The sequence below is a fragment of the Lactobacillus delbrueckii subsp. delbrueckii DSM 20074 = JCM 1012 genome, assembly GCF_001433875.1.
Lineage (GTDB): Bacteria > Bacillota > Bacilli > Lactobacillales > Lactobacillaceae > Lactobacillus > Lactobacillus delbrueckii.
Genome location: NZ_AZCR01000003.1, coordinates 1 through 25479 on the forward strand (window position 1 = coordinate 1; position 25479 = coordinate 25479).

Genomic DNA, 25479 nt, shown 5'->3' on the forward strand with positions numbered 1-25479 from the left:
GAAAAAACATGACCCCGATTGAATATCGGAATCATGTTTTAACAACCTTAACGGCGTAATACTAAATTGTCCCAATTTTGGAGGTCACATCACCTTGGCGTCTCTTTCTTAATCTTGCTTAGCAGCCGCGTAGAGCTCGGATTTCCGCTCATTTAAAGCTTGGTCCAGCTGCTTGGCCGTGTCCAGGATATGTCTTGGGTAGTCACAGACCTTGCCGGTCCTTGACTTCTTCCATCTTGGCTCTTAGTTCTGCCTCACTGGCTCCCGGCAAGACAGCCACGAACTTCTTCCCCGCTGATCCGGTAGACATAGTCGCGGCCAAAAGCCTGGCTGATCAAGTTTCCGGACGCAATCAGCATTTTATCCCCGGCATCATGACCCAGTTCATCATTGGCCTTTTTCAAGCCGTTCAAGTCCATGAAGGCCACGCCCACCGTTCTTGAAGTCTGGGACTTCTGGTAGAAGTTCAGCTTGGCCAGGTAAGGGTGGCGGTCATTCAGCTTGGTCAAGACATCATTATCTCTTTGCTCTTCCAAATTTTTGCCGGTTACCTTGGCTCCAACGAAGTCGGCCGTCAGTTCAATCAAGTCATTAAAATCCAGGTTCAAGGCCGGGTTGAGGTTTTCAACAGCTACCAGGCCTCTCAATTCCCCTCTTTCGTAGAATGGTGCCAGCAAACCGTTGTTTAACTGGTAGTCATCCCCATAGCAGGCCACGATTTGCGGAAAAGATGCCGCGATTGATTGAGGATCGGTCAAAAACAAACTGTCCTCATTAAACAAATCCAGCTTGCTTAAGCTAACTGTTGCCTTTGCAAGACTGATTGCCTGCTGCTTGGCTGAGAATTCAGCGACTCCAGGCCGCTGCCGGCTATGAGTGCTTCTGGCCACATCTCCATGGATTTCCATTAGGGTGACCCGGTCTGCTTCCAGGTCCTGATCCAGCAGCTGTTTAAGCTCAGCCGCCGGCAAGCCATAGAGCTCACACAGGCCCTTAGACACGGCTATGACTTTAATCTGCTTATTTTTTGACTGATAAAGTGCTATTGGTGCTTCGCTCTGCGCGATTTTAGCCAGCTCAGCCTGCTTCGCTCTTTTTTCATAAAATCACTCCTAATAAACACGGTTTGCCTGCAAACTGGCAAAAATCTTTAAGCATAAATTAATTTGTATTTAAAGCTGCAGAGGTAGGTTGGTGTTAACCCATTAGTTGTTATAACAGAGCGAGCTGGGACTGCTTTCCTATAAGAAAATGCGAGGCTTTTCCCAACATGAAAAAAGCCAAGACTAGCCGCCTTGACTCTTAACATAGTTTTTTAATTATTATTCGCTTCTTTATTCTTATTAGCCTTTCCATTCGCCCGATAACGGCAAACATCCAGATAAAAAAGGTAGCCGGCCAGGGCCAGGGCCAGAAGAAAGCCGGCCCAGCTGCCCCAAGAATAGGTGAACAGCATCTTGGAGTAAACTTCTTTTTGGACCATTTCCGTCAAGGTATGGGTAATAAAGACCTGGAAGCCAAAGGCACTGGCCGCTCCCAGCACAAAAGGCAGCCAGGACCAGTAACGGTTGAAGAGGAGCAGGGCCACGCCCAGCAAGTAAAGGACGCAGATGATCCACAAGGAGAGCTGGTAGATTTGCGTAATCTGCTGCAATTCCCCTTCATGCACCTTCAGTTCACTGTTGACCAAATAGAGGATCAAGTCATCCATAAAAAGCTGGACCTTGTTCTTGGCTGGCAGCTTTAAATCGCTGGACTGCAGGCGCTTGTTTTGCCGGTAGCGGGAAACCAGCCGGTAGAGGCTGAGATGGGACTCGCTAATCTCCACCTTGTCTGGCAATTGGTCAACCAGGTCCTGCTTCAGGCCCGATTCTACCGCGGCTTTGGCCGCGATCGACATGGCGCTGACATCGCTTTGGTTGGCAAAAGTGTCGATCAAACTGGACGCATAGTCCTTGACCTCATACATTTTAAAGGTGACAGGGCTGCTCAAAAGAGCGACCAGGGAAATTATGGCTGCCAGGCTGCACAGGCTCTTGCGCAGAATCAGTTGGCTTTTTTTCATAGCAGGCTTCCAAGATAATATCCGCAAGTTAAAAGGATCGCCCCGCCCAAATAGCTGGCCAGCAAATAGCGCTTGAAGACGTGCTTTTGCCCGTTTTCAGCCAAAGAGACCATTTCCATGTTCAAAGTGGAAAAAGTCGTGTAGCCGCCCAAGACGCCGGTGCCCAAGAAGGCATAGACGATAGCCGGCAGCCGCAAGGCAAAGGCCAGGCCCAGGAAAAAGGCCCCTGTCAGATTGATAAAAAGAGTCGGCCGAGGACAGGCGGTCCCCTGCATCCAGTGCTTCTTGCCATAACTGGTCAAAGCATAGCGGACCACAGACCCCAGGCTGGCGCCGAATCCAACCGCGAAAATCATCTTGTTACCCCCTTTCCAAAAGTTTGCCCGCGGCGAAGTTAGCCGCCTGCTTGCCCGCCCAGGCAAAGAGGAAGCCAGCCGCGATCGTGCCGGTAAAGTAAAGCAAAGCTCCGAAATTTTGCCCGCCAAGCAGCAGCTTGAAGGCATCCATCTTGAAGCTGGAGAAAGTCGTAAAGGCTCCCACGAAGCCCGTCCCCAGGCCTGTGGTCAGCCAGGCTCGGCTATTAGACGTTCTCAGGAAAAAGTAGGTCAAGAAGGCCAGGAGGAAGCAGCCCAAAAGGTTGGCAATCACCGTCCCGTAAAAGGAAAGTGCTTCCGTTAAGCCATAGCGGGCCAGACCGCCCCAAAAGGCAAAAAAAGCCACGCTGAGATAATTTTTTACTGTATCCATTATTTACCTCTCTTTGTCTATTCCTAGATCGTTAATTAACGCACTAATTATAAGATTACATCAGAGAGCGCTTCAAAAGCAAACAAAAAATAGAAGCACCAGCCTGGCACTTCTATTTAAAGCCTTATTCCATTATTTCATAATTGCTCTATCAGTTTTTGCCCGCCCCGGCGATCTTAGTCCAGTTCAACATTAATGATGACAGCAAGACTGAGACGGAGCTGAAGGCCATGGCCAAAGCGGCCAGTTCCGGGCTGAGGCTGACCCCGATAAAGGAGAAGAGGCCGGCCGCGACCGGAATCCCGATCAAATTGTAGATCAAGGCCCAGAAAAGGTTCAGCTTGATCCGCGTGAAGGTCTGCTTGGACAAGTCAAGTGCCCGCAAAACCCCGGTCAAGTCGCTAGTCATCAAGACGATGCCGCCGGCTTCCTTGGCCACGTCGGTCCCGCTGCCCATGGCAATGCCAACATCAGCTAGTGACAAGGCCGGCGCGTCATTAATGCCGTCGCCGACAAAGGCCACGGGCCCTGCTTCTTGCAATTTGGCCAAGCGGTCAGCTTTTTCCCCGGGCAAAAGTCCCGCTTCGGCCTGGTCAATGCCCAGCTGGCGGCCGATTTTTTCCGCCAGCTGCTGGTTGTCGCCAGTTAACATGACCGTCTTGATCCCCCGGCTTTTAAGCTCGCTGAGGACGGCCTTTGCTTCTGGGCGGGGAGCATCCTGCAGGGCCAAGAGGCCAATGACGGCGGAATCTTTTTGGACATAAGCCACCGTCTTGCCGGCTTCCGCCAAGCCTTCTGCCTGCTGGCGCCAAGCGTCTGGGGCGCTGACGTAGTCAGCCCGGCCCACCTTAACTAAGTGACCAGCTACCTTGCCTTCTACCCCCTTGCCTTCTTCAGCCGAAAAATCGCTGACTGGCAAGAGAGGCTGGCCGCCTTTTTTAGCGCTGGTCACAATGGCCTGGGCCAAAGGGTGTTCTGAATTGGCTTCCAGACTGGCCGCCAGGCTAAGGCTTGCTTTATCCCCCACCTGATCCACCAGCTGGGGCTGGCCGACCGTTAACGTCCCGGTCTTGTCAAAAACAATAGTCTTGATTTTCGCGGCTGCTTCCAGGATTTCCCCGTCCTTGATCAAAACCCCCATCCGAGCGCTGCGGCCGCTGGCCACCATCAAAGCTGTCGAGGTAGCTAAACCTAAGGCACACGGGCAGGCGATCACGATGACGGAAACTGCGTAGAGCATGGCTTTAACCGGGCCCACGGGACTGAAGACATCCCAAATAGCAAAGGTCAGGATGCTGACGATCAATACCGCCGGCACGAAGTAGTTAGCCACCTTATCAGTCAGTTTTTGGATCGGGGCCCGGGAGTTCTGGGCCTGCTTGACCACTTTGACGATCTGGGCCAGCATGGTCTCTTCCCCGACCTGCTCAGCCACCATCAAAAAGCTGCCGCTGCCGTTGATGGTTGCCCCGATCACCCTGTCACCGGGCTTTTTCGCGACTGGCATGCTCTCCCCAGTCACCATGGCTTCATTGACGCTGCTTTGCCCGGATACAAGCCGGCCGTCAACCGGCACCTTGCCGCCCGGCCGCACTTTGATTATGTCGCCGGCCTTGACTTGGTCCAAGGGAAGCTTAACAAAGTCTTCTCCCCGCTTGACCTCAGCTTCACTGGCCTGGAGTTCCAGTAACTTATTCAAAGAAGCTGCTGCCCGGTCATGCATTTTTTCTTCCAGGGCATCCCCTAGCAAGACAAAAATCAAGATAAAAGCCGCGCTTTCAAAGTAGACCGGCCGGCCAGTGAAGTAGGCAAAAAGACTGTAGACATAAGTCACGCTGGTGCCGATGGCGATTAGGCTGTTCATGTTGGCCTGGTGGCGTTTCAAAGCTGCCCAGGCGCTTTGAATGTAAGGTCCTGCCCCAATTAGCATGATCAAGCTGGTGGCGATCAGCGAATAGGTCTTGATCCCTGGCAGCATGATTCCCCAGATCATCAACAACATCTGGGCCAGCATGGGCAGGGCCAAAAACAGGGACAGCCAAAAGCGGCGCCAATTAGTCAATTTCATTATCTAACCACAATCTTCCCATGAAACATGTCCATGCCGCAGGCATAGTCGATCTCCCCGGCCTTGTCGGTCGGGATCTGGACCTTGGCTAGCTTTTCCTTGCTTAGGTCCTTGTCAACGCCTAAAGAAGAAAAGACCACATGGCTGAGGCAGGCCGTCTTGTCTTCCATCTTAAAAGTTACTTCTGCCGGCACGCCCTGCTTTAAGTAGAGCACTTCCGGCTCATAGCCGCCCTTGACGACTACCTGCCCTTCCTGGCGGCCATTGGCCAGATCCGCCTGCTGGCTGCTCTTTTGGAAATTGCCGAAAAACCACCAGATGATCAAGCCGATCAAAGCGGCCGCGGCCAAAATTACTAATCCATTAACTAACATTCCCGTTCACCTTCCATATGCTCACAAGTACTTAAACAATTGCAACCAACTTTTTCCGGAGCCGTCTTCGCCTTTTCAGCCGCCTTTTTGGCAATCGCTTCAAGGTCGCTTCTGCTTAAAGGCAGGTCATCCAGCAGCCGGAGGAGCATCTCCCCCTTGTGCATATCGCACATTGCGGCAAACTCGGCCGTCAAGCTCTCCTGCATCGCTTCGCTTTCATCTTTAGCCGCCCGGTATACGAAGCGGTGACCTTGCCGGTCAACCAGTAAAAAGTCCTTCTTTTCCAAGCGCCGCAGCAGGGTCTTGACCGTTGACGGGCTCCAGGCACATTTTGCCGCTAATTGCTCAATAATCTCGCTGCTATTGGCCTGGCCCAGGGTCCAGACGACCCGCATAACCTGCCATTCCGCGTCTGAAATCCGGCAATCTTCGTTCATTTCCTTCCTCCTCTCCTCGTTTACATCTGTAACCTTTACAAAGACTATTTTACAGCATAGTTTACATTTGTCAACAATCTATTCTTGTTTTTCTTCCCGGTAGCCGCCGCCAAAAAAGTCTTGGCCGCCTGCCGGCGGGCCAGCATCCAGGCCTCGTTGCCCCGCTTGGGGTAAACGGAGCTGGCCAAAATGACCAGGGCGCGCCCATTTTCAAGGTCCAGGCCTAATCCCGGACCGGTAAAGCCGCTATGCCAGAGAAAGCGGCAGCCCTTTTGCCAGCGGATCCAGGCCAGGGTCCGCTCAAAGCAGTCATAGTCAAACAGGCCAGCCACAAGCGGACTAGCTGTCGTTAGGTAAAAGGAGCTGAAGCGGGCCAGGTCATCTAGAGTGGAAAAGAGACCGGCATGGCCGGCCAATCCGCCCATTTGCCAGGCGGTTTCGTCATGGACGTTCCCCCAGACCTGCCCTCTCTCCTTAGTTATTTCTGTTTTGACAAAGTTGTCCCTTTTGCCCTTAAGCAAGAAACCAGTCTCCCGCATCCCCAAAGGGGCAAAAATCTCCTCCCGCAAAAAGCTGCTCAAGTCCTGCCCGCTGACCTGCTCTAAAATTTTGCCCAAGATAATGAAGTTTAGGTCGGAATATATTGACTCCTGGCCAGGTAAAAAAAGGGGCTTAGTGGCTAAAACCGCCTCCCAGACTTCCCCCGGGCTTTGGTATTGCCAGACATCATCCAAGTCCGCCGGCAGGCCGCTGGTGTGCAGGAGCAGGTCCTTTACTGTAACAGCTGAACAAGCCGCCGGGAAAAAGTCTCCCACCCGGTCCTTCAGGCTGATTTTCCCTGCAGCCATTTCCTTAAAAATCCCGCTGGCCGTCCCCACCACCTTGGTCAAGGAGGCCAGGTCATAGAATTGCCCCGGCTCAGCCTGGCCCAGGTAGTGCCGGCTGACCCTACCCTGGTCAACCAAAGCATAAGAGACGCCATTTACGGTCTTTTGCCGGATTGCCTCCTCAAAAATTCCGGTGATTTTTTCTTCAATTTCTGCCGTAGTCATTTTTCCTCCTGAAAAAGAAAAAGGCAGATCCGCAGATCTGTCCTCTTCGCTTATAAAACTAATTTCCGCAGGGCCTTGGCGATCCCGTCGCGCTCGTTGGTGTCGGTGACGTAGTCAGCAAGGTCCTTGATCTCGTCGATGGCATTACCCATGGCCACCCGCTTGAAGTCAGTGATTTCAAACATGGACCGTTCATTGCCCTGGTCACCGAAGATCATGACTTCACTGTTCGACAGGCCCAGTCTTGAGGCCAATTCGCTAACCGCGTAGCCCTTTGAAGCGGCCAGTGACCCGACTTCAACGACTTCCGGCCAGCTGCGGACAACTGCGTAGGACTGGAAGAACCAGTCCGGCAGCCGGTTCCAGAGGCGGTCGACCTGGTCCGGATCATCGCACTGGTAGACTGCCTTGGCAAAGGTAAAGTCCTTCTTGAAGTCGCTTCTGTCTTGAATCCAGAGCTGGTTCTTGGTTTCTGCCCCGTCAATCTGCAGGCGGATGGAAATCTTCTTGTCCAAAGTGTAAAAACGGTCCGGAGTTTCAAAGTCCAGGTTGACGTCGCTGAGCCGCTGCATGTGCAGGAGGGTGTTGAAGTCGCCAAAGTCCAGATCATGACTGATCAGGACCCGGCCATCTAAGTTCTGCACTACCGCCCCGTTGAAGAGGATCGCGTACTCTTCACTGCCGCTTAAGCCTAATTCTTCCGCGTAGCCCTTGATGCCCGACAAGGGCCTGCCAGAAGTCAGCACAATCTTGATCCCGGCTGCTTTCGCTTCCTGCAAGGCCTTGTAGGTCCCGGGCAGAATCGTCTTGCTGTCAGTTAGCAGGGTGCCATCTAAGTCGATGGCCAGCATTTTAATCGCCATATTTTACTCCTATGTAGTCCAAAGCCTGTTCTTACTTAATTATTGCAAAATTTTTTCCGCAAAAAAGGAAAGCTCAATTTGAACTTTCCTTCTTCTCAGCTTTACAGCTTTTTAACTTGCTTTTTTATTCGCCCATTTCCGTCGTAACGACCTTGACGATCCGGTCAACGTATTCCTGGGTGATTTCCTGGGTCGGGCCTTCAGCCATAACCCGGAGCAGCTCCTGGGTACCTGAAGGACGGACCAGGACCCGGCCGTCGCCAGCCATGTCCTTTTCAACGGAGTCAATCGCGTCAACTACTGCCTGGTGATTCTTCCAGCTGTTCTTGTCCTTAACTGGAACGTTGACCAAAACTTGCGGGTATTCCTTGAAGTCAGCCAAAAGTTCAGTTAAAGACTTGCCAGTCTTCTTCATGACCAGCATCAGATGGATACCGGTCAGCATACCGTCACCAGTGTTGTGGTAGTCGTTGATGATCACGTGGCCGGATTGTTCCCCGCCCAGGCTGTAGCCGTTGGCCCGCATTTCTTCAGATACGTAGCGGTCACCGACTTGGGTGCGGACATTCTTGATACCCCGGCGCTCAAGAGCCTTGGTGAAGCCCAGATTGCTCATGACGGTCGTCACGATCGTGTCCTTCTTCAAGCGGCCATGGTCAGCCAGGTAAGAGCCAATCACGTACATGATGTGGTCGCCGTCGACTTCATTGCCGTTTTCGTCAACCGCGATACAGCGGTCGGCATCCCCGTCAAAGGCCAGGCCCAGTTGGGCACCTTGCTTGACAACTTCTTCTTGCAGGCGGGCAGTGTGGGTAGCTCCGCAGTGGTCGTTGATGTTGAGCCCGTTCGGGTGGGTTGAAATAGTGGTAAAGTCAACATCCAGGTCGGCAAACAAACGGGAGATGAAGGAGCTGGCTGCCCCGTTGGCCCCGTCGATTACGACTTTGATCCCGCTCAAGTCTTCCGGAATAGTGTTTTCCAAGAATTGGATGTACTTGTTGCTGCCATCGCGGAAGTCGGTTACCGTGCCCAGGCCCTCTGCTGATGGCCGCGGCAGCATGTCCTGCTTAGCGTCGATCAGTTCTTCGATTTCTTCTTCCTTGGCGTCAGACAGCTTCAAGCCATCGCTGCCGAAGAACTTAATCCCGTTGTCTTCAACCGGGTTGTGGGAAGCAGAAATCTGCACGCCGGCATCTGCCCCTTGGGCCTGGACCAGGTAGGACAGGCCAGGTGTGGTCATGACTCCGCATTCCAAAACTTCAATGCCGACTGACAAAAGACCTGAAATCAAGGCGTGTTCCAGCATTTCACCAGAAATCCGGGTGTCTCTTGAAACCAGAACCCGAGCCTGGCCGCCGTCTTCCTTTTCCTTGGTCAGCACGTAGCCGCCCATCCGGCCCAGTTTAAAGGCCATTTCTGGGGTCAAAACCTTGTTCGCTTCACCGCGGACACCGTCAGTACCAAAATATTTAAGCATGTTGCAAAGAACCTTTCTTTTTTCTAGTTGTTCGAATCGCTGACTTCGATCTGGACGTCCACGCTGCCTGGTGAAATCCAGGCAACCCCGCTTGGAACTGGCAAGCGGAAGGACTTGGTGACCGAAGACTTGATATCAGTCAGATCAACATCCAAAGTAAGGGAACTGATCTTTCTCAGGGCTTCCTTTTGCCCATAGAGGGTAACTTTTTCCTCTTTGACAGTCAAGGAGTAAACTTTCTTGCTTGAGCCATGGCTGGCATTCAGCTTCAGTTTAACCGTCTTCTTAGAGACCGACAAAGGCAGGGTTACCCGGGCCGTTGCCGGACTGATCACCACGTTGAGCTGGTGGCCCTTGGCATCGTATGCGGCTAGAAGAACGTTCCGCCGCACTGTCTCGGTGCTGCCGTTTGGCACGACTAGCTGGGCCTGCACGTGGTCGATCGCTTTTACTTCGCTCTGGGCCCCGGTGACTTCAACCGTCTCCGGGCTGACTGTCGGCGTGCCGATGTCATAGCCTTGAGCAACAGCATTCTTATTATAACCTATTTGGACCGGCAAGGTGCGGGACTTTCGCTTTTGGATGTTGACTTTCACGCTTTTCTGCGGCAGCTTGTAGGAAACCTGGCTGGGCAAGCCGCTAACCTTAATTGGCACCTGGTGGCTGCCAACCCCCAGCTTGCTCAAGTCAATGTAGACCCGGAAGTTCTGGGTGTTAACGGCGGAAGTAACCAGGGCATTCGGTCCTTCTAGAGTCACCTTGACCTTGGATGGGTAGCCGGTGACGTAGTACTTGTCAGTGTCCACTGACACTTGCAAGGCCATCTTCAAGCTCTGCTCAGTGCTTGCCGTTTCTTGCACCTTGGTTTGGTTGTTGGTATTAACCTGGGTGTTGTCAACGAAGGCAACCAAGACGATGGCTAAGAGCAGGGAAAAAAGCTTGTAGAACCATTTTTGCTCAATCAATTTGTGCATTATTTATCCCCCCTGTTCCAGATGCCCCGGGCCAGGCGGATTGGCCATGGCTGCTTCTTCTTTTCTTCAGTGACCAGTTCAGCCCGCAAGTACTTGAGGTATTCCTGCTGACTGAGGTCAACCATGAACTGGCCGTTTCTGGTGATAGTCACCCCGCCCGTTTCTTCAGAAACGACCACGGTGATGGCGTCGGTTACTTCAGAGATCCCGACGGCTGCCCGGTGTCTGGTCCCCAGGCTCTTGGGAATCATGGCATTGTCAGACAGGGGCAGGTAGGCGGAAGCCACCTGGACCCGGTTGTTCTTGATGATGACCGCCCCGTCGTGCAAAGGTGTGTTGGGGATGAAGATATTGATCAGCAATTCCCCGGTAACCAGGGCATCGAGCTTGATCCCGGTTTCCACGTATTCTTCCAGACCGGTCTTTTGTTCCAAAGTAATCAAGGCCCCGATCCGGCGCTTGGACATGTATTGGATCGCCTTGTCCAGCTCCTTGACCAGCTTCTCCTGCTGCTCGCGCTTGCTGTTTTCTGAATCAGAAAACAGGGAGACCCGGCCCAGGCGCTCCAGCCCCCGGCGGATTTCCGGCTGGAAGATGACGATAATCCCGATGACTGACCAGGAAACGATCTGGTCCAAAATAAAAGTAACGGTCGTCAGCTGGGCCCAGCCGGCCAAGACCCGGGCCACCATGATCAAAATGATCCCGTTGGCCAGCTGGACAGCCTTGGTCCCCTTGATCAAATGGGTCAGGTGGTAGATGAAATACCAGGTGATCAAGACGTCCAGGACCACCGACAAGGTATGCCAGGTCCACAGATTTGCAAAATCAAACTGCATGAAATTTTCTCTTTCTAAAATTTTCTGTCAGCTAGTTACGGGCATACATCTTGAACTCCAGGAAGAGGTCATTGTATTCCTGCACCTTGCTGCTTGGCAGATCCCGATAAACTTCCAAATTCTTGACCGTCGACATTGGCGGGTAAAACTGCTTGTCTTCCCGGACGGACTTAGGCAGGAGCTTTTGCGCCGCGGTATTCGGGGTCGAGTAGCCGATGTATTCGGCGTTTTGGGCCGCGTTCTTGGGCTCTAGCATGAAGTTGATGAACTTATAAGCGGCTTCCTTGTTCTTGCATGTCTTCGGGATAACGATATTGTCAAACCACAAGTTGGACCCTTGGGCCGGCACCACGTAATGGATGTGGGAGTCCTGGTCCATCATCGTCACGGCTTCCCCGGAATAGGTAACCCCGATCCAGGCCTCATTTTGCACCATGTACATCTTCAGCTCGTCAGCCACAATTGCCTTGACGTTCTTGCCGATCTTGTCTAGCTTGGCCTTGGCGACCTTAAGGTGGGCAGAGTTAGTGTCGTTCATGGAGTAGCCCATGGAAACCAGGGACATGCCCATGATATCGCGTGCTGAGTCAACCAGCAGGATCTGCCCTTGGTACTTTTTCTTCCAGAGGTCATTCCAGCTCTTGATCTCGCCCTTTTTGACATAGCGGTCGTTGTAGACAATCCCCAGGGTTCCCCAGAAGTAAGGCACTGAGTACTCGTTTTTCTCATCAAAGGACTTGTGCAAAAATTCCTTGCCGATGTACTTAAAATTACTCAAGCGGCTGGTATCGATCTTGTCCAAAAGATTGTCCCGGCGCAGCTTGGTGATCATGTAATCCGACGGCACGGCTAAATCATAGGCTGTCCCGCCCTGCTTGATCTTAGTATACATGGCTTCGTTTGAGTCAAAAGTCTCATAGATGACATGGTAGCCCGTCTGCTTTTCAAACTTGGTAATCAAATCCGGGTCGATATAGTCCCCCCAGTTGTAAATGATCAAGTCTTTCTTACTTGATGCAGAGCCGCCGCTGGAGCTGTCCAGCTGCTGGGCGCCCAGGTAAAGGCCCAAGCTGACCAAAAGGATGGCCAGGGCCGCGGATAGGATTTTTTTCATCGCAGAAGCCCTCCCAGCTTATTAGCCTTCTTGCCCTGCCGCTTGGTCAAGAAGTAGTAGACCCCGACCAAAAGGAGGACAAAGAAGAAGATGATTGTGCTTAAAGCATTCACTTCCAGGTCGATCCCCTGCCGGGCCCGGGAATAGATCTCAACGGACAAGGTGGTAAAGCCGTTCCCGGTCACGAAGAAGGTAACCGCGAAGTCGTCCAAAGAGTAAGTCAGGGCCATGAAGAAGCCTGACAGGATCCCCGGCGTAAGGGCCGGCAGGAGGACCTGGCTGAAGACCTGGTAATTGTTAGCCCCCAGGTCCTGGGCCGCGTCGATCAGGGAGTTGTCCATTTCCTTCAGCTTAGGCAGGACCATCAAGACCACGATCGGCACTGAAAAGGCAATGTGGCTGAGCAAGACGGAGGCAAAACCCAGGCTGAAGCCCAGGGCGGTAAAAAGAATCAAGAAGCTGGCCCCGATAATAACGTCGGGCGACACGATCAAGATATTGTTAAAAGAGAGCAGGATCTTGCGGTAGGCCTCCTTACTGCGCTGGATGGCAATGGCCCCAAAAGTCCCCAGGACGGTTGCCGCCAGGCTGGACAAAAGAGCCAGCATGATCGTCTCCAGCAAGATAGCCAAAAGGCGCTTGTCAGCAAACAAGGTCTGGTAGTGCTCCCAGGTAAAATGGCGGAAGTGGTCCATGCTGGAGCCGCTGGAGAAAGAAAAGTAGATCAGGTAAAAAATCGGCAGGTAGAGGATCAGCAGCACCAGGCCAAAGTATACCCTGCCCCAAATGGTCTTTTTCATAATTCAATTTCCTTCTTGTGCTGCTTGCGTGAAGTCAGCAGCATTACAATCAACATCAAGGCGATCAGGATAACCCCGATCGTTGCCCCCATATTCCAGTTCATCGTTGTCAAGAAATACTCTTCAACCGCCGTCCCCAGAGTGATCACCCGGTTGCCCCCGATCAAGCGGGTCAACATGAAGAGAGACAGAGACGGGATGAAGATAGCCTGGATGCCCGATTCAACGCCTGGCCAGGACAAGGGCCAGATCACGTAGCGGAAGGTCTGCCAGAAGCTGGCCCCCAGGTCTGAGCTGGCACTTAAAAGAGCGGGGTCAATTTCCTTCAGCGAGTTGTAGATGGGCATGACCATGAAGGGAATTTCGATATAAGTCGCCACGAAAATAAAGGCGAAGTCGGTAAACATGATCCCAACCGGACCGATGCCGAAGAGGCCCAGGAATTGGTTGACCATCCCGCTCCGGGAAAAAATCCCGATGAAGGCGTAAGCCTTAAGCAAAAGGTTGATCCAAGTCGGCAAAATGATCAGCATCAGCCAGAACTGCTGGTTTTTCAGCCTGGTCAAAGCCAGGGCTGCCGGATAAGAGACCAGCAGGCAGAAAAAGGTGATCAAGAGGGCATACCAAAAGGAATTGGCCATCATCCGCAAAAAGGTGCCGCCAGAGAAAAAGGCGGCGAAGTTTTGCAGGGTCAGATGACTGTGGGCATCAGTCAGTGAATAGCCCAGAATCAAGACCAGGGGGGCAATGACGAAGAGGCCGATCCACAGCAGGTAAGGCAAAAGAAATAAAAGCCGGTTCTTTTTCATGGCTAGTCCTCACCTTCATAAGTTTCCAGGCGGGCGTCGAATTCTTCTTCGGTTTCGCCCAGCCGCATGACGTGGATGTCTTCCGGGTCAAAGAAGATGCCGACTTCCTGGCCGATCTGGACCCCGTTGGTGGAATGAATCAGCCATTCAAAGCCGTCCTGGCCGATGGCCTTGATTTTAAAGTGGTCGCCCATGAAAAGCTGGCTCTGCACCGTTACCATGAGCTTGCCAGCAGCTGGAGCCGTAATATCCAAATCTTCTGGCCGCAAAACGACTTCGACTTTTTCCCCCGGGGTGATCCCTGCGTCGGCACATTCAAAGTCCTTGCCGGCAAATTCCACGGCAAAGTCCCGGATCATCCGGCCGGATAAAATGTTGGAGTCCCCGATAAAGCGAGCAACGAAGTCGTTGACCGGCTCATCGTAAATGTCTACCGGTGACCCGCTCTGCTGGATCTCCCCGTCGTTTAAGACGAAAATTTCGTCACTCATGGCCAGGGCTTCTTCCTGATCGTGGGTGACAAAAATAAAGGTGATGCCCAGCTTCTTCTGAATGGCCCGGAGTTCAAACTGCATTTCTTTTCGCAGGCGCTTGTCCAAAGCTGACAGGCATTCATCCAAAAGCAGCACCTTAGGTTCATTGATGATCGCCCGGGCGATCGCCACCCGCTGCTGCTGGCCCCCGGAGAGTTCGGAAATTTCCCGGTTGGCGTAGCCGTCCAGGCGGACGGTGTGGAGGGCATCCTTGACCTTTTCCCGGATTTCGCTTTCCGGCCGCCGGCGCAGCTTCAAGGCAAAAGCAACATTTTCATAGACATTCAAGTGCGGAAAAAGAGCGTAATTCTGAAAAACCGTATTGATATGCCGTTTTGAGGCGTCAAGATTGGTGATGTCCTGACCGTCAAAATAAACCTTGCCAGCTGACGCTTCCGTAAAGCCGGCAATGATCCGCAAAATCGTTGTTTTACCCGAGCCTGATGGCCCCAGCAAAGAGTAGAATTTGCCGGACTCAAGCTCAAGGTTGATGTCCTTCAAGGCTACAAAGCCATCATCATACTGCTTTGTGATGTGATCTAACTTAATAATTTCCATTTGCCGTTCCCATTTTTCTTTTTCTCTTAATCCTAAGCCATTATTCTTCGCCAATTATGCGGACTTCCGTCTGCAAAGCAATACCATCCTTTTCCTTGATCGTCTTTTGGATATAGTGGATCAAATTGAGGTAGTCGGTTGCCGTGGCCCCGCCCTTGTTGACAATAAAGCCTGCGTGCTTGGTTGACACCTGGGCCCCGCCGATCTGCTTGCCCTGCAGGCCGGCCTTGATGAGCATCGGGCCGACAAAGTGGCCGGTCGGACGCTTGAAGACTGAACCGCAGGACGGGTATTCCAGGGGCTGCTTGTAGCTTCTGAGCGCGTTCAAGTAGTTCATCTGGTCCAAAATAGTTGCCTTATCACCAGCCTTTAAGGCAAAAGTTGCCGCGATGACGATCTCGTCATTTTCCTGCAAAAGGGAATGCCGGTAGGAAAAATGCAGCTCAGCGTTCGTGTAGGTCTTGACCTCACCGTCTCTGGTGACGACCGTGGCGCTTTCCAGGCAGTCTTTAGTTTCACCGCCGTAAGCCCCGGCATTCATGAAGACCGCCCCGCCGACTGAGCCGGGGATGCCCGCGGCAAATTCCAGGCCGGACAGGCCGGCTTCCCCAGCCGCGAAGGAAGTATCGATGATTCTGGCCCCGGCTTGGGCGTGGACCTTGTCATCTTCAACCTTGATCTCTTTCATTTCCTTTAAAATGATCACCAGGCCCTTGATCCCCTTGTCCCGGATAATCAAGTTGGACGCGTTGCCGATCACCGTAATTGGCAGCTGATCCTCCTTGGCCGCGGCCAAGAGTTCTTTCAATTCTGCCAAAGTCTTGGGGAAGGCCAGGTATTCTGCCGGTCCCCCGGTTTGGGTAAAAGTATAGCGGCTCAAAGGAATGTTTTCTTGCAAATTAAGTCCTTGCGCTTTTAAGTCATACAGCTTCAATTAAAATTGCCTCCTCTAAATCTTCCTCTTGATATTTTACCGCATTCACGCTGTGTTATACTAGCTTGGACCAAGTTTGCTTGGCTTAATTTGACTTACGCGCAACACGGAGGCTTTTGCTTATGATGAATTTCGTCGCCATGGACTTTGAAACTGCCAACCAGCACCCGGCCAGCGCCTGCTCTTTGGCCTTGGTTTTAGTGCGGGAGAGCAAGATTATCGACCGCTTTTACACGGTCATCAACCCCCAGATGGCTTTTGACGCCCAGCAGGTCAAGGTCCACGACATTACGGCTGAAGACGTGGCGGGAGCCCCGACCATGGCCGAGGTCTGGCCCAAGATCCAGCCCCTTTTTCAGCCGGGGATGCTGGTGGCGGCCCACAATGCCCGCTTTGACTGCAATGTAATGAAGCAGTCCCTGGCCCGCTACGGGATTGCCGAGCCCCACTACCTGGTTTTAGACAGCCTCAAGGTCAGCCAGGAATTGGAGCCGGGCCTGGATAACTACCAGCTCAACACTGTCTCTGACCTTTTGGGCGTGGAGCTTTGGCACCACCACAATGCCTTAAGCGACAGCGAAGCCTGCGCCGGTATCCTCTTAAAAGAGGAGGAGAAGCGGGGCAGCGAGCTTTTGAAAAAGTTTGTCTACCAAGTCTAGGCAAAAAATGGATCAGCTTGCTGCTGATCCATTTTTCTTTTGTTTTTTGCTTTACTGCTTTTCCTGGTAGAAGCGGCAGGCGTTTTCTGCCCAGGCAGCTGCTCTTTGCCCATGCGGGATGAGCTCAAGCAAGCGCTTGGTTGAATCCCAGGAATCGTCCACCCGGGTCAAAACCAGCTCTAAAAAGTCACTGGGCAGGTCAGCCTGGATCACCTGGGGCCATTCGATAATGACCACGCCTTCTTCAGCCAGGTAGTCATTTAAGTCGATTGAAGCCAGGTCATCACCTTCCAGCCGGTAAAAATCCATGTGAAAAAGGGGCAGCTTCCCTTCCCGGTATTCCCGGACCAGGGTAAATGTCGGGCTCTTGACTGGCCGCTTAATCCCCAGAGCCCGGCCGAAGCCCTGGGTCAGCGTGGTCTTGCCGGCCCCCAGGTCCCCTTTTAAGAGCAAAAGGTCATGGGGCTGGGCGCTTTGGGCCAAGGAGGCGCCAAAGGCCTGCATGTCAGAAGCGGAATTGATTGCTAATTCTGTCATCGCTTTCTTTCTACCCTTCCATAACGGCCTGAGCCGCCGTCAAAATCCCGATCTTGTAGACGTCATCAGCGCTGCAGCCCCGGGAGAGGTCGTTGACCGGCTTGTCAATCCCCTGCAAAACCGGCCCAATGGCCGTAAAGTTGCCCAGGCGCTGGGTAATCTTGTAGGCAATGTTGCCTGACTGCAGTTCCGGGAAGATAAAGACATTAGCCCGGCCGCCAACGGCTGAACCAGGTGCCTTAAGTTGAGCAACTGCTGGCACGAAGGCCGCGTCAAACTGCAAATCGCCGTCTGCCGGGATGTCCGGGTACTTTTCCTTGAACAGCTTGGCCGCTTCTGCCACCTTGTCTACCTGCGGGCCCTTGGCTGAGCCGTGGGTTGAGAAGCTGAGGAAGGCCACCTTGGGGTCAATCCCGATCATCTTGGCCGTAGCAGCTGACTGGGCCGCGAATTCAACCAGCTGGTCGCTGGTCGGGTCGATGGAAATCGCGCAGTCAGCAAAGACATACTTTTCTTCCTCTCTTTCCATGATGAAGGAACCGGAAATCCGGTGCATCCCCGGCTTGGTCTTCAAAATGAAGAGGGCTGGCCGGACCGTGTCGGCCGTCGAGTGAGCTGCCCCGGACACCATCCCGTCGGCCTGGCCGGTGTAAACCAGCATGGTCCCGTAAAAGTTGGCGTCGCGCAAGGCAGCTTCCGCTTCTTCCATGGTCTGGAAGTGCTTGCCCCCGGCCATCCGTTCGTGGAACTTTTCCACCATCTCGCCAAAGTCCGGGCTGTTTTGGTAGTCCACGATTTCGATCCCGGTCATGTCCAAGCCGGCTTTTTCCGCCAAAGCCAGGACCTGGTCCTTTTGCCCCAGGACGATCGGTTCAACCAGTTCATCTTGCTTTAAGCGGCTGACCGCCGTCAGGATCCGCGGGTCCTCCCCTTCCGGGAAAACAATCCGCTGCTTGTCTTTTTGCTTAATCAATTGCTTTAATTGTTCAAAAACTTCCATCAATAATCTCCTCAAAAAAATTATGCTTCCGGGTCAGGCGGCAATTGCCAGTCGACCGGAGCCCGGCCAAATTCCTTTAAGGCCGCGTTGCATCTTGAAAATGGCCGGGAGCCAAAGAAGCCGCGGTTGGCCGAAAAAGGACTTGGGTGGGCTGACTTGATAATGACATTCTTGTCCTGGTCGATCAAGGGTATCTTATTTTGGGCAAAGCGGCCCCACAGGATAAAGACTACCTGCCCCCGCTCGCTCAAGGCCTTAATAGCGGCGTCTGTCACCATTTCCCAGCCCTTGCCCTGGTGGCCGTTAGCCTGGCCATATGGCACGGTCAAAACGGCGTTGAGCAAGAGAACGCCCTGGTCGGCCCAGCGTTTAAGGTAGCCGTGGTTGACCGGCTGGGCCCCAACATCGTCATAGAGCTCCTTATAGACATTGCGCAAGGATGGTGGCAGGGGCGTGCCCGGCATGACAGAAAAACTCATGCCGTTAGCCTGGCCAGGATTGTGGTAGGGGTCCTGGCCCAAAATGACAACCTTGGTGTCTTTAAAAGGGGTCAGCTTGAAGGCCGTAAAGATATGGTACATGTCCGGGTAGATCTGCCTGGTCTGGTATTCTTTTTTCAAAAAATCATGCAGCTTGTGATATTCATCACTTTCAAAAACCGGGGTAAGCACTTGGTCCCAATCATTTCCAATAAAATGTTTCATCTGTAATTCACCTTAGTCAATCTTACCATGATTGCCTCTTGATTTAAAGGAGCTAGTGAAATAATTCACGACAACTTTTTTCAAATAAAGAAACACTTTGTAGTAATCAAACTTCCTCCTTTATGTTATTATGAAATCGATAACAACAAGGAGGAAATAACATGATTAAACTGATCGCCTGTGACTTAGACGGGACCCTGCTGAACTCTTCTATGGAAATTTCTGACGCCAATGTTCAAGCCATTAAACGCGCCCAAGAAAACGGCATCGAATTCATGGTGGCCAGCGGCCGGGCACCCCATGAATCCCAGCCAATGCTTAAAGAATACGGGATCGACTGCGGCTTTATTAACTTAAACGGGGGCCTGGTCTTTGACACGGCCGGCAACTTGATCGTCAAGAATCCCTTGAAGCTGGAAACTGCCAAGAAGATCTGCCGCCTACTCAAGAAGGAAGGCTTTTACTTCGAACTGGTCACCAGCAACCACGTCTACTCAGAAGACTTGAGCCAGCGTATTACCAACGTGGCCCACTTAATGGTGGAACTGAACCCAATGCTGACCTTCAAGGAGGCTGTTTTGGTTTCAGCCAGCAAGCCGGCCATCGTCAGCATCAAGCAGGTACCAAGCTATGAGGACTTGATGGACGAACCTGGCACGGAAGTAATGAAGATCTTGGTCTTTGACTCCCGGGGCCAATACGCCTTCACCGACGTCATCAAGAAAATTGAAGAAATCGACAAGGTTTCCATAACTTCCAGCGCGGCCGACAATATCGAAATCAACGCCGCCGGCGCCCAAAAGGGCCGGTCCCTGCTGGAGTACGCGGCGGCCAAGGGCATCAAGCGCGAAGAAATCGCAGCTATCGGCGACAACCTGAACGATGAAAGCATGATCCAGGCTGCCGGCACCGGCGTGGCCATGGGCAATGCCATTCCGCAAATCAAGACGATTGCCAGCTTCGTCACCAAGAGCAACAATGAAGACGGGGTAGCCTGGGCTATCGACAAGATCCTTGCCGACAATCAAAAAGAGCAGGACCAATGATTTACACCCTTTACCTAACCCAGGAAGGCCGCACAGGCCAGATTCCAATCACCGATGAGGAGGGCAAGCCCTTTGGCTCCATCCGCGGCCGGCTAGACAATCCCAACCACACCCTTTACCTGCTGGACACCAGCGGTAATGAGATCGGCCGCCTGTTCAGCGATGGCACCGGCTTGATCGCATCTTACACCCTGGATGTGATTCACCACTCCCTGGTCCACGTCAAGAAGGTCAACAGCCCCCAGATCAACTTGTTCTACATTACCCGGCTCAACTACTGGGTCAATGGCAACATCAAGCAGGGCAGCTATTCCTTCCGGGACGTTTTTAAGAAGGTGGCTTCCGTTGACACCGTGGTAGCCGACAAGGGGGTGACCTTGACCTGCCAGATCAGCCGGGAGGAAGATACCCCCTTTATTCTGCTGATCGCGGTCCTTTTCACCCAGTGGCACGTCACCCCGCTCAAGCTGCCGGACCTTTTTCCAAATCTCAACCGGCGGCAGACCAGCACGGCCAGCTTCTTCAAACTTCTTTTACCATATGGTCGTAAACACGGTCGCCAATAGTCATTGAATTAGTTGTCTTGAAACCCTTGCGCAAGTATAATTGCTGTGCGCGAGGGTTTTCTAGATCTACGTTTAAACTGACCTTCTTGTAGCCGTGCTTCTTGGCCAGTTTCGGGGCTAGTTCCATTAAGCGGCTGGCAATCCCCTTCCCCCAGTCCCGCGGAGAGACAGCTAAGGCATCGATATACCATTCCCCCTTCTGGGCTTCCTTATCGGTAAAGATATCGGTGGTCATTGGCAGGCCGACCTTGGCCATTTCTTTTCTGAGCACCACGTCAATAATTCCCTGGTCCTTGTCCGGGTACATGCAGATCATCCCCCGGACCCGGTCGTTTTCGTCAGTCTCAACCCAGATCCGGTTGTAGGAATAACGGTAGTTTTCCGAGATGAAACCCAGCCGTATCAAGTCGTAGAACTGGCTCTCCGGCAGGCGGTTGATGGTATCCATGTCCATCTCGTCAAAAATCTGGTTTAAAATCGGGTAAACCGCTTCAAAGTCGCTTTTTCTTGCCTTACGGATCATTTCGTCTTTTTTCTCCCTTTCCTTGTTATTTTTCTATATAAATTGTTTTTCTACAATTCATATTACTATAGTCAGGAGAAAAAAGACAATTAAGCGCCCTTTCCGAGCAAACAAAATGTTCCTAACAGTCAATCTACTCACGTACTTAACCATTAGTAACTTCTTCTATCTTCAATTGTCGACTGCATCTTATGGTGGTCTCAGTCCTTTCCCGAGCCTAATTTAGTTATGCTCTGCGAATTTAAGCTAAACTTTCTATTGGAGTATCCTCCTTGAACATTAACTCTTTTCTTTTGTCTACACTTATATAATACCACCTTCGTAAACGCTGTCAGACAATAGGCTGAGATTTTTGGGAAAATAGTTTTAAAAAGCAAAAAAGCGAAAAGTACAAAAGAAGACAGAAAAGTATCGAATAGCAGACAAAGAAAAAACGCTCCTTCGGGAGCGTTTTTTGATATGACAGTCATAAATTAGTCTTGGTAGTTTACCAAAGCCAGGTATGAGTCTGGTACCAATGATGCGCCACCAACCAAGCCACCGTCGATGTTTGGCTTAGCCATCAATTCCTTGATGTTGGCTGGCTTTACTGAACCGCCGTATTGGATGCGGACGTTTTCAGCAGTTTCTTCGTTGTACAAGTCCTTAACAGTTTCCCGGATAGTCTTGCACATTTCTTCAGCTTGGTCGCTTGAAGCAGTCTTGCCAGTGCCAATCGCCCAGATTGGTTCGTAAGCGATCACCAGCTTGGAAACTTGTTCACTAGTCAAGCCTTCCAGGTCAGCCTTGATTTGGCTGACAACCCATTCTTTTTCCTTGCCGGCTTCCCGGATTTCCAGTGATTCACCGCAGCAAAGGATTGGAGTCAAGCCGTTGGCAAAGATAGCCTTGGCCTTCTTGTTGATGTCTTCGTCAGTTTCGTGGAAGTAGTCACGGCGTTCTGAGTGTCCGATGATGACGTATTGCACGCCCATTTCCTTCAAAACTGCTGGAGAAGTTTCACCAGTGAAGGCACCGGAGTTTTCCCAGTAGCAGTTTTCTGCACCGACGTGCAGGTTTGAGCCTTCGGCAGCCTTCAGCAAGGCGTCCAAGTCAACTGCTGGTGCACAAATCACTGATTCAACCTTTGATGGGTCTGGCAATTGGTCCTTAACAGCGTTTACGAACTCAACAGTTTCCTTTGGGTTCATGTTCAGCTTCCAGTTACCAGCAATAATTGGGGTACGTGACATTTGAAAAATCCTCCTAAACTACTTGTCTGAAACGCAAGCGATACCTGGCAATTCCTTACCTTCAAGGTATTCAAGAGATGCACCACCACCAGTTGAGATGTGAGTCAACTTGGGAGCGATCCCCAATTGCTTAGCAGCAGCAGTTGAGTCACCACCGCCGACAATAGTAGTAGCGTCTGGCAAGTCAGCCAAAGCACGGCCAACTTCCAAAGTACCCTTGGCGAAGTTTGGCATTTCGAAGACGCCCATTGGCCCGTTCCAAACAACAGTCTTGGCACCTTCAAGAGTCTTCTTGAAGAGTTCAATAGTCTTAGGACCGATGTCCAAGCCCATTTCGTTGTCTGGGATGTCTTGGCCAACAACTTCTGAAGCAGCATCGTTGTTGAATTCAGTTGCGGCTACGTGGTCGATTGGCAGAACCAGCTTGTCGCCAGCCTTTTCCAGCAATTCCTTGGCAAATTCAACCTTGTCGTCTTCAACCAGGGACTTGCCGATATTGTGGCCTTGAGCCTTAAGGAAGGTGTAAGCCATACCACCACCGATAATGATGTGGTCAGCCTTTGGAATCAAGTTGGTAATAACGCCGATCTTGTCAGAAACCTTAGCCCCGCCAAGAATAGTTACGAATGGGTGAACTGGGTTAGCAACAGCGTTGCCCAGGAACTTGATTTCCTTTTCAAGCAGGAAACCAGCAGCTGCTGGCTTACCGGCAGCCTTCATGGCCGTAGCGATACCAACGTTTGAAGCGTGGCTTCTGTGAGCAGTACCGAAGGCGTCGTTTACGAAAACGTCACCCAATGATGCCCAGTATTCGCCAAGCTTAGGGTCGTTCTTTGATTCACGCTTGCCGAAGTCGTTGTCGATATCTTGGAAACGGGTGTTTTCCAAAACAACTACGTCGCCGTCCTTCATGTTGTTGATGGCGTCTTCAACTTCCTTGCCTTCGTTTGAAGGTACGAAAGTTACAGGCTTTTCAAGCAATTCGCCCAAACGTTTGGCAACTGGAGCCAGGCTCAAGCTCTTCTTGTCTTCATCGCTCTTGATCCGGCCAAGGTGGGAAAGCAAGATAGCCTTGCCGCCGTTTTCGATGATGTACTTGATAGTTGGCAAAGCAGCCACGATACGGTTGTCGTCGCCGATAACGCCGTCCTTAATCGGCACGTTGAAGTCAACGCGAACCAAAACCTTCTTGTCCTTAACGTCTACGTCAGAAACAATCAATTTAGCCATTGAAAAAATCTCCTATATTCATCGAAAAAAGGCGGAAGGAAGAAATTTCCCTCCGCCTTCTTTCACACTACTAATTCAATTTAGAAAACTTTAAATTAAAGAGTAGCAAAGTGCAACAAAGTACGAACCATTTGGCAAGTGAATGAGTATTCGTTGTCGTACCAAGCAACAGTCTTAACAAGTTGCTTGTCGCCTGCAGTGATAACTTGGGTTTGAGTTGGGTCGAAGATTGAGCCAGCAGTCATGCCCAATACGTCAGTAGAAACGATTTGGTCTGCGTTGTAAGCAAATGATGGGCTTTCGTACTTCTTCATAGCCGCGTTAACTTCTTCAGCAGTTACCTTCTTGTTCAAGATAGTAACAAGTTCAGTTTCTGAACCGTCCTTAACTGGGACACGTTGTGCGTGACCATCAAGCTTGCCGTTCAATTCTGGCAATACCAGGCCGATGGCCTTAGCAGCACCAGTTGAGTGAGGAATGATGTTTTCAGCAGCGGCACGGGCGTTGCGGAAGTTGTTGCCTCTGTCAGGACCATCCAAAACCTTTTGAGTTGCAGTGTAAGCGTGGATAGTAGTCATAGTACCAACTTCGATACCGAATTCCTTGTTCAAAGCGTTAGCCATTGGAGCAAGTGAGTTGGTAGTGCATGAGCCAGCTGAAACGATAGTGTCGTCAGCAGTCAAAGTGTCTTGGTTTACTGAGTAAACGATAGTCTTCAAGTCGTTGCCGGCTGGAGCTGAGATCAAGACACGCTTTGCACCAGCGTCAAGGTGGGCTTGTGACTTAGCCTTGCTAGTGTAGAAACCAGTACATTCAAGAACGAAGTCAACGCCGTCGTTCTTAACCCACGGAATGTTTTGAGCTTGTGGTTCAGCGTATACGCGGTACTTCTTGCCGTCTACAACCAGTGAGTCTTCAGTAGCTGAAACTTCGTGGTCGAAAGTGCCGTGAGTTGAGTCATACTTCAACAGGTGAGCCAACATAGCTGGAGTAGTCAAGTCGTTGATAGCAACAACTTCGATGTCCTTGGTTTCTTCACCCAAGTCCATGATACGACGGAATGCCAAACGACCAATACGGCCAAAACCGTTAATACCAATCTTAACTGTCATATTCGAAAAGTCCTCCTTAAGAACTATTAAAAACATTTTATTTTAAGCGGGATGACCCGTTTAAAATCTGATTTGCGGCTGCCTCATCAGTAATCAGCCAGGTTTGATGAGGAGCGTTGCGCATATAGGCCTTGATGGCCTTGGCCTTTCTCGTGCCAAGGGCAATTGCCAGAATATGCGGGACATTCGTTAGGTTCTCGAACTGCAATCCAACCTGTCTGATGCGTTCGACAACGTGGCCTTCTTCATCGAAGAAACATCCAAAACATTCGGTGACGGCCTTGTTCTCCCGCAGACGTGCCAGGGCAACTGAATCGTAGCCCCGCCTCCGGGCCATTTCACTAGCCAGGCCAATGCCGTGAATCACGACATCGCTTTGGGAGATATCCTGCAACACCCCGCTGATTTCCGGATCCCGGACCAAAGACCGGTAAGCGTCCTTGGAAACATGTTCCGGTAAAAAGAGGGATTCATAGCTGCCGCCGGTCGCCCGGGCCATTTCTTGAACGACCGCGTTGCTTTCCGTGTTGACCCGGCCGCCCAATGCCCCTCTGCCAGGGACGAAGATCAAGCTCCGGTTCTCACTCAAGCTGCGGTTCAGCTTCTTGGCCACTTTGGCTATTGTCTTGCCGCCCATAACGGTGACAATGCAGTCTGCCAGGGGCAAGAGGAGATTCAAGGCTGAATTCAGCTCTTCGCCAGCCAGGTCATAAACCCAGCTCTGCAGGTCCGCGTCGCCAGCTACGATAATTGTCCGATCTATTCCTAAAGCCTGGGCCAACCATACTTCTGCTTGGCTGGCATTAAAAAGTCGATCAACAATTGGTGCTGCATCTTTTACAACACTCTCTCCTTTTTCAGTCAAGAACATCCCGAAATTCTTGATTTCGATCAGACCCTGGTCACGCAGGTAATCAGTTTCGGTCCGGATGTTCCGCTCGCTCAGCCCCAGCTGCCTGGCCACCGTCCGGCGGCCGATTGGAGCATGCAAGCTAATCTGTTCAAGGATGAGATATCTTTGTCGAAAGATCTTTAAAGCATCGGGAACAAGCAGTTCGAGCAGGGATAAATCCGTGTTCAAAGTAACCATCCTTCTAGTGGGGCGCTCCCCGACCACGCTGCTGTCGTTTTCTGTCCCACGTTGCTTAAAAATATAAGAGAAACAAGACTTCGCTTCAATCTCCATTTCTCTCTCGACACTCTTAGTATAACAGAATTCGCTCCGT

28 protein-coding genes are annotated in these 25479 nt (G+C 51.7%); 3 read left to right on the top strand and 25 right to left on the bottom strand.

The window, feature by feature from the left end:
- Positions 1 to 254: 254 nt before the first annotated feature.
- The 17 genes from FD23_RS01065 to murB all read right to left on the bottom strand — a co-directional run bounded on the left by FD23_RS01065 (position 255) and on the right by murB (position 15644).
- A complete protein-coding gene (locus FD23_RS01065) occupies positions 255 to 1001 on the bottom strand; it encodes a diguanylate cyclase domain-containing protein (RefSeq protein WP_052933598.1) in 747 nt (248 codons plus the stop codon).
- A gap of 314 nt (positions 1002 to 1315) precedes the next feature.
- Positions 1316 to 2065 (bottom strand): hypothetical protein, encoded by a 750-nt coding sequence (locus tag FD23_RS01070; RefSeq protein WP_025895287.1) that lies wholly within the window; start codon positions 2063 to 2065, stop codon positions 1316 to 1318.
- The gene (gene crcB, locus FD23_RS01075; protein ID WP_025895284.1) at positions 2062 to 2421 is read right to left on the bottom strand and encodes a fluoride efflux transporter CrcB; all 360 of its coding nucleotides are present in this window, start codon (positions 2419 to 2421) and stop codon (positions 2062 to 2064) included. The genes FD23_RS01070 and crcB overlap by 4 nt, the downstream gene beginning before the upstream one ends.
- A gap of 4 nt (positions 2422 to 2425) precedes the next feature.
- A complete protein-coding gene (locus FD23_RS01080; protein ID WP_025895282.1) occupies positions 2426 to 2812 on the bottom strand; it encodes a fluoride efflux transporter FluC in 387 nt (128 codons plus the stop codon).
- A gap of 151 nt (positions 2813 to 2963) precedes the next feature.
- Positions 2964 to 4880, bottom strand: a complete 1917-nt coding sequence (locus tag FD23_RS01085) for a copper-translocating P-type ATPase (RefSeq protein ID WP_052933597.1) — start codon at positions 4878 to 4880, stop codon at positions 2964 to 2966.
- Positions 4880 to 5254, bottom strand: a complete 375-nt coding sequence (locus FD23_RS01090; RefSeq protein WP_003614790.1) for a cupredoxin domain-containing protein — start codon at positions 5252 to 5254, stop codon at positions 4880 to 4882. The genes FD23_RS01085 and FD23_RS01090 overlap by 1 nt, the downstream gene beginning before the upstream one ends.
- Positions 5248 to 5691: a CopY/TcrY family copper transport repressor gene (locus FD23_RS01095; RefSeq protein ID WP_002880011.1), complete on the bottom strand. Its 444-nt coding sequence runs from the start codon at positions 5689 to 5691 to the stop codon at positions 5248 to 5250. The genes FD23_RS01090 and FD23_RS01095 overlap by 7 nt, the downstream gene beginning before the upstream one ends.
- Positions 5692 to 5735: 44 nt before the next feature.
- Positions 5736 to 6743 (bottom strand): serine hydrolase domain-containing protein, encoded by a 1008-nt coding sequence (locus FD23_RS01100; protein WP_230844804.1) that lies wholly within the window; start codon positions 6741 to 6743, stop codon positions 5736 to 5738.
- Between the two features lie 50 nt (positions 6744 to 6793).
- Entirely contained in the window at positions 6794 to 7606 is an 813-nt protein-coding gene (locus FD23_RS01105; protein WP_025895278.1) for a Cof-type HAD-IIB family hydrolase, read from the bottom strand.
- 124 nt (positions 7607 to 7730) lie between these two features.
- Complete coding sequence (gene glmM, locus FD23_RS01110) at positions 7731 to 9083, bottom strand: phosphoglucosamine mutase (RefSeq protein WP_052933596.1); 1353 nt, start codon at positions 9081 to 9083, stop codon at positions 7731 to 7733.
- A 23-nt stretch (positions 9084 to 9106) separates the two neighbouring features.
- Complete coding sequence (locus tag FD23_RS01115) at positions 9107 to 10057, bottom strand: CdaR family protein (protein WP_002880005.1); 951 nt, start codon at positions 10055 to 10057, stop codon at positions 9107 to 9109.
- Positions 10057 to 10896, bottom strand: a complete 840-nt coding sequence (gene cdaA, locus FD23_RS01120; RefSeq protein WP_025895275.1) for a diadenylate cyclase CdaA — start codon at positions 10894 to 10896, stop codon at positions 10057 to 10059. Before cdaA ends, FD23_RS01115 begins: the two co-directional genes overlap by 1 nt.
- Before the next feature lie 31 nt (positions 10897 to 10927).
- The gene (locus FD23_RS01125; RefSeq protein WP_052933595.1) at positions 10928 to 12010 is read right to left on the bottom strand and encodes an ABC transporter substrate-binding protein; all 1083 of its coding nucleotides are present in this window, start codon (positions 12008 to 12010) and stop codon (positions 10928 to 10930) included.
- Positions 12007 to 12810 carry an ABC transporter permease gene (locus FD23_RS01130; protein ID WP_025895273.1) on the bottom strand — a complete coding sequence of 268 codons (804 nt, stop codon included), beginning with the start codon at positions 12808 to 12810 and terminating at the stop codon, positions 12007 to 12009. The genes FD23_RS01125 and FD23_RS01130 overlap by 4 nt, the downstream gene beginning before the upstream one ends.
- Positions 12807 to 13619, bottom strand: a complete 813-nt coding sequence (locus tag FD23_RS01135) for an ABC transporter permease (RefSeq protein ID WP_025895271.1) — start codon at positions 13617 to 13619, stop codon at positions 12807 to 12809. Before FD23_RS01135 ends, FD23_RS01130 begins: the two co-directional genes overlap by 4 nt.
- A gap of 2 nt (positions 13620 to 13621) precedes the next feature.
- Entirely contained in the window at positions 13622 to 14710 is a 1089-nt protein-coding gene (locus FD23_RS01140; RefSeq protein WP_052933600.1) for an ABC transporter ATP-binding protein, read from the bottom strand.
- A 40-nt stretch (positions 14711 to 14750) separates the two neighbouring features.
- Positions 14751 to 15644 carry a UDP-N-acetylmuramate dehydrogenase gene (murB, locus tag FD23_RS01145; protein ID WP_025895269.1) on the bottom strand — a complete coding sequence of 298 codons (894 nt, stop codon included), beginning with the start codon at positions 15642 to 15644 and terminating at the stop codon, positions 14751 to 14753.
- Between the two features lie 125 nt (positions 15645 to 15769).
- On the opposite strand from murB, the gene FD23_RS01150 reads away from it, so the two are divergent.
- Positions 15770 to 16303 (top strand): 3'-5' exonuclease, encoded by a 534-nt coding sequence (locus tag FD23_RS01150; RefSeq protein ID WP_052933599.1) that lies wholly within the window; start codon positions 15770 to 15772, stop codon positions 16301 to 16303.
- 51 nt (positions 16304 to 16354) lie between these two features.
- Here FD23_RS01150 and tsaE read toward each other — a convergent pair whose 3' ends face one another.
- Genes tsaE through FD23_RS01165 form a run of 3 tightly spaced genes read right to left on the bottom strand, consistent with a single transcriptional unit; the run spans position 16355 to position 18544 of the window.
- Positions 16355 to 16840 carry a tRNA (adenosine(37)-N6)-threonylcarbamoyltransferase complex ATPase subunit type 1 TsaE gene (gene tsaE, locus FD23_RS01155; RefSeq protein ID WP_025895267.1) on the bottom strand — a complete coding sequence of 162 codons (486 nt, stop codon included), beginning with the start codon at positions 16838 to 16840 and terminating at the stop codon, positions 16355 to 16357.
- 10 nt (positions 16841 to 16850) lie between these two features.
- Positions 16851 to 17840 carry a phosphate acetyltransferase gene (gene pta, locus FD23_RS01160; RefSeq protein WP_025895265.1) on the bottom strand — a complete coding sequence of 330 codons (990 nt, stop codon included), beginning with the start codon at positions 17838 to 17840 and terminating at the stop codon, positions 16851 to 16853.
- 20 nt (positions 17841 to 17860) lie between these two features.
- Positions 17861 to 18544, bottom strand: coding sequence for a uracil-DNA glycosylase (locus FD23_RS01165; RefSeq protein WP_025895263.1), 684 nt, complete (start codon positions 18542 to 18544; stop codon positions 17861 to 17863).
- A gap of 161 nt (positions 18545 to 18705) precedes the next feature.
- On the opposite strand from FD23_RS01165, the gene FD23_RS01170 reads away from it, so the two are divergent.
- Together FD23_RS01170 and FD23_RS01175 are read left to right on the top strand one after the other, a co-directional pair.
- A complete protein-coding gene (locus tag FD23_RS01170) occupies positions 18706 to 19590 on the top strand; it encodes a Cof-type HAD-IIB family hydrolase (RefSeq protein ID WP_025895260.1) in 885 nt (294 codons plus the stop codon).
- Positions 19587 to 20156 (top strand): LURP-one-related family protein, encoded by a 570-nt coding sequence (locus FD23_RS01175; RefSeq protein WP_025895258.1) that lies wholly within the window; start codon positions 19587 to 19589, stop codon positions 20154 to 20156. Before FD23_RS01170 ends, FD23_RS01175 begins: the two co-directional genes overlap by 4 nt.
- Here the strand turns inward: FD23_RS01175 and FD23_RS01180 are convergent.
- The 5 genes from FD23_RS01180 to FD23_RS01200 form a co-directional block, all read right to left on the bottom strand.
- Complete coding sequence (locus FD23_RS01180; protein ID WP_025895256.1) at positions 20113 to 20679, bottom strand: GNAT family N-acetyltransferase; 567 nt, start codon at positions 20677 to 20679, stop codon at positions 20113 to 20115. The two genes, FD23_RS01175 and FD23_RS01180, sit on opposite strands and share 44 nt — an antisense overlap.
- Positions 20680 to 21152: 473 nt before the next feature.
- Positions 21153 to 21911, bottom strand: a complete 759-nt coding sequence (gene tpiA / locus FD23_RS01185; RefSeq protein ID WP_002879988.1) for a triose-phosphate isomerase — start codon at positions 21909 to 21911, stop codon at positions 21153 to 21155.
- Between the two features lie 18 nt (positions 21912 to 21929).
- Complete coding sequence (locus FD23_RS01190; protein WP_002879986.1) at positions 21930 to 23141, bottom strand: phosphoglycerate kinase; 1212 nt, start codon at positions 23139 to 23141, stop codon at positions 21930 to 21932.
- 95 nt (positions 23142 to 23236) lie between these two features.
- Complete coding sequence (gap, locus tag FD23_RS01195) at positions 23237 to 24253, bottom strand: type I glyceraldehyde-3-phosphate dehydrogenase (RefSeq protein ID WP_002879985.1); 1017 nt, start codon at positions 24251 to 24253, stop codon at positions 23237 to 23239.
- A gap of 37 nt (positions 24254 to 24290) precedes the next feature.
- Entirely contained in the window at positions 24291 to 25334 is a 1044-nt protein-coding gene (locus FD23_RS01200) for a sugar-binding domain-containing protein (RefSeq protein WP_052933594.1), read from the bottom strand.
- Between the last annotated feature and the right edge of the window lie 145 nt (positions 25335 to 25479).

Coding starts and splice junctions, on each gene's coding strand:
- glmM (WP_052933596.1), bottom strand. CDS start 9,083: ATGCTTAAATATTTTGGTACTGACGGTGTCCGCGGTGAAGCGAACAAG.
- FD23_RS01135 (WP_025895271.1), bottom strand. CDS start 13,619: ATGAAAAAGAACCGGCTTTTATTTCTTTTGCCTTACCTGCTGTGGATC.
- FD23_RS01175 (WP_025895258.1), top strand. CDS start 19,587: ATGATTTACACCCTTTACCTAACCCAGGAAGGCCGCACAGGCCAGATT.
- cdaA (WP_025895275.1), bottom strand. CDS start 10,896: ATGCAGTTTGATTTTGCAAATCTGTGGACCTGGCATACCTTGTCGGTG.
- pta (WP_025895265.1), bottom strand. CDS start 17,840: ATGGAAGTTTTTGAACAATTAAAGCAATTGATTAAGCAAAAAGACAAG.
- FD23_RS01115 (WP_002880005.1), bottom strand. CDS start 10,057: ATGCACAAATTGATTGAGCAAAAATGGTTCTACAAGCTTTTTTCCCTG.
- FD23_RS01180 (WP_025895256.1), bottom strand. CDS start 20,679: ATGATCCGTAAGGCAAGAAAAAGCGACTTTGAAGCGGTTTACCCGATT.
- crcB (WP_025895284.1), bottom strand. CDS start 2,421: ATGATTTTCGCGGTTGGATTCGGCGCCAGCCTGGGGTCTGTGGTCCGC.
- FD23_RS01125 (WP_052933595.1), bottom strand. CDS start 12,010: ATGAAAAAAATCCTATCCGCGGCCCTGGCCATCCTTTTGGTCAGCTTG.
- FD23_RS01140 (WP_052933600.1), bottom strand. CDS start 14,710: ATGGAAATTATTAAGTTAGATCACATCACAAAGCAGTATGATGATGGC.
- FD23_RS01095 (WP_002880011.1), bottom strand. CDS start 5,691: ATGAACGAAGATTGCCGGATTTCAGACGCGGAATGGCAGGTTATGCGG.
- FD23_RS01085 (WP_052933597.1), bottom strand. CDS start 4,880: ATGAAATTGACTAATTGGCGCCGCTTTTGGCTGTCCCTGTTTTTGGCC.
- FD23_RS01170 (WP_025895260.1), top strand. CDS start 18,706: ATGATTAAACTGATCGCCTGTGACTTAGACGGGACCCTGCTGAACTCT.
- FD23_RS01100 (WP_230844804.1), bottom strand. CDS start 6,743: ATGACTACGGCAGAAATTGAAGAAAAAATCACCGGAATTTTTGAGGAG.
- FD23_RS01165 (WP_025895263.1), bottom strand. CDS start 18,544: ATGAAACATTTTATTGGAAATGATTGGGACCAAGTGCTTACCCCGGTT.
- FD23_RS01090 (WP_003614790.1), bottom strand. CDS start 5,254: ATGTTAGTTAATGGATTAGTAATTTTGGCCGCGGCCGCTTTGATCGGC.
- FD23_RS01190 (WP_002879986.1), bottom strand. CDS start 23,141: ATGGCTAAATTGATTGTTTCTGACGTAGACGTTAAGGACAAGAAGGTT.
- FD23_RS01080 (WP_025895282.1), bottom strand. CDS start 2,812: ATGGATACAGTAAAAAATTATCTCAGCGTGGCTTTTTTTGCCTTTTGG.
- FD23_RS01105 (WP_025895278.1), bottom strand. CDS start 7,606: ATGGCGATTAAAATGCTGGCCATCGACTTAGATGGCACCCTGCTAACT.
- FD23_RS01070 (WP_025895287.1), bottom strand. CDS start 2,065: ATGAAAAAAAGCCAACTGATTCTGCGCAAGAGCCTGTGCAGCCTGGCA.
- FD23_RS01150 (WP_052933599.1), top strand. CDS start 15,770: ATGAATTTCGTCGCCATGGACTTTGAAACTGCCAACCAGCACCCGGCC.
- tpiA (WP_002879988.1), bottom strand. CDS start 21,911: ATGTCACGTACCCCAATTATTGCTGGTAACTGGAAGCTGAACATGAAC.
- tsaE (WP_025895267.1), bottom strand. CDS start 16,840: ATGACAGAATTAGCAATCAATTCCGCTTCTGACATGCAGGCCTTTGGC.
- FD23_RS01130 (WP_025895273.1), bottom strand. CDS start 12,810: ATGAAAAAGACCATTTGGGGCAGGGTATACTTTGGCCTGGTGCTGCTG.
- gap (WP_002879985.1), bottom strand. CDS start 24,253: ATGACAGTTAAGATTGGTATTAACGGTTTTGGCCGTATTGGTCGTTTG.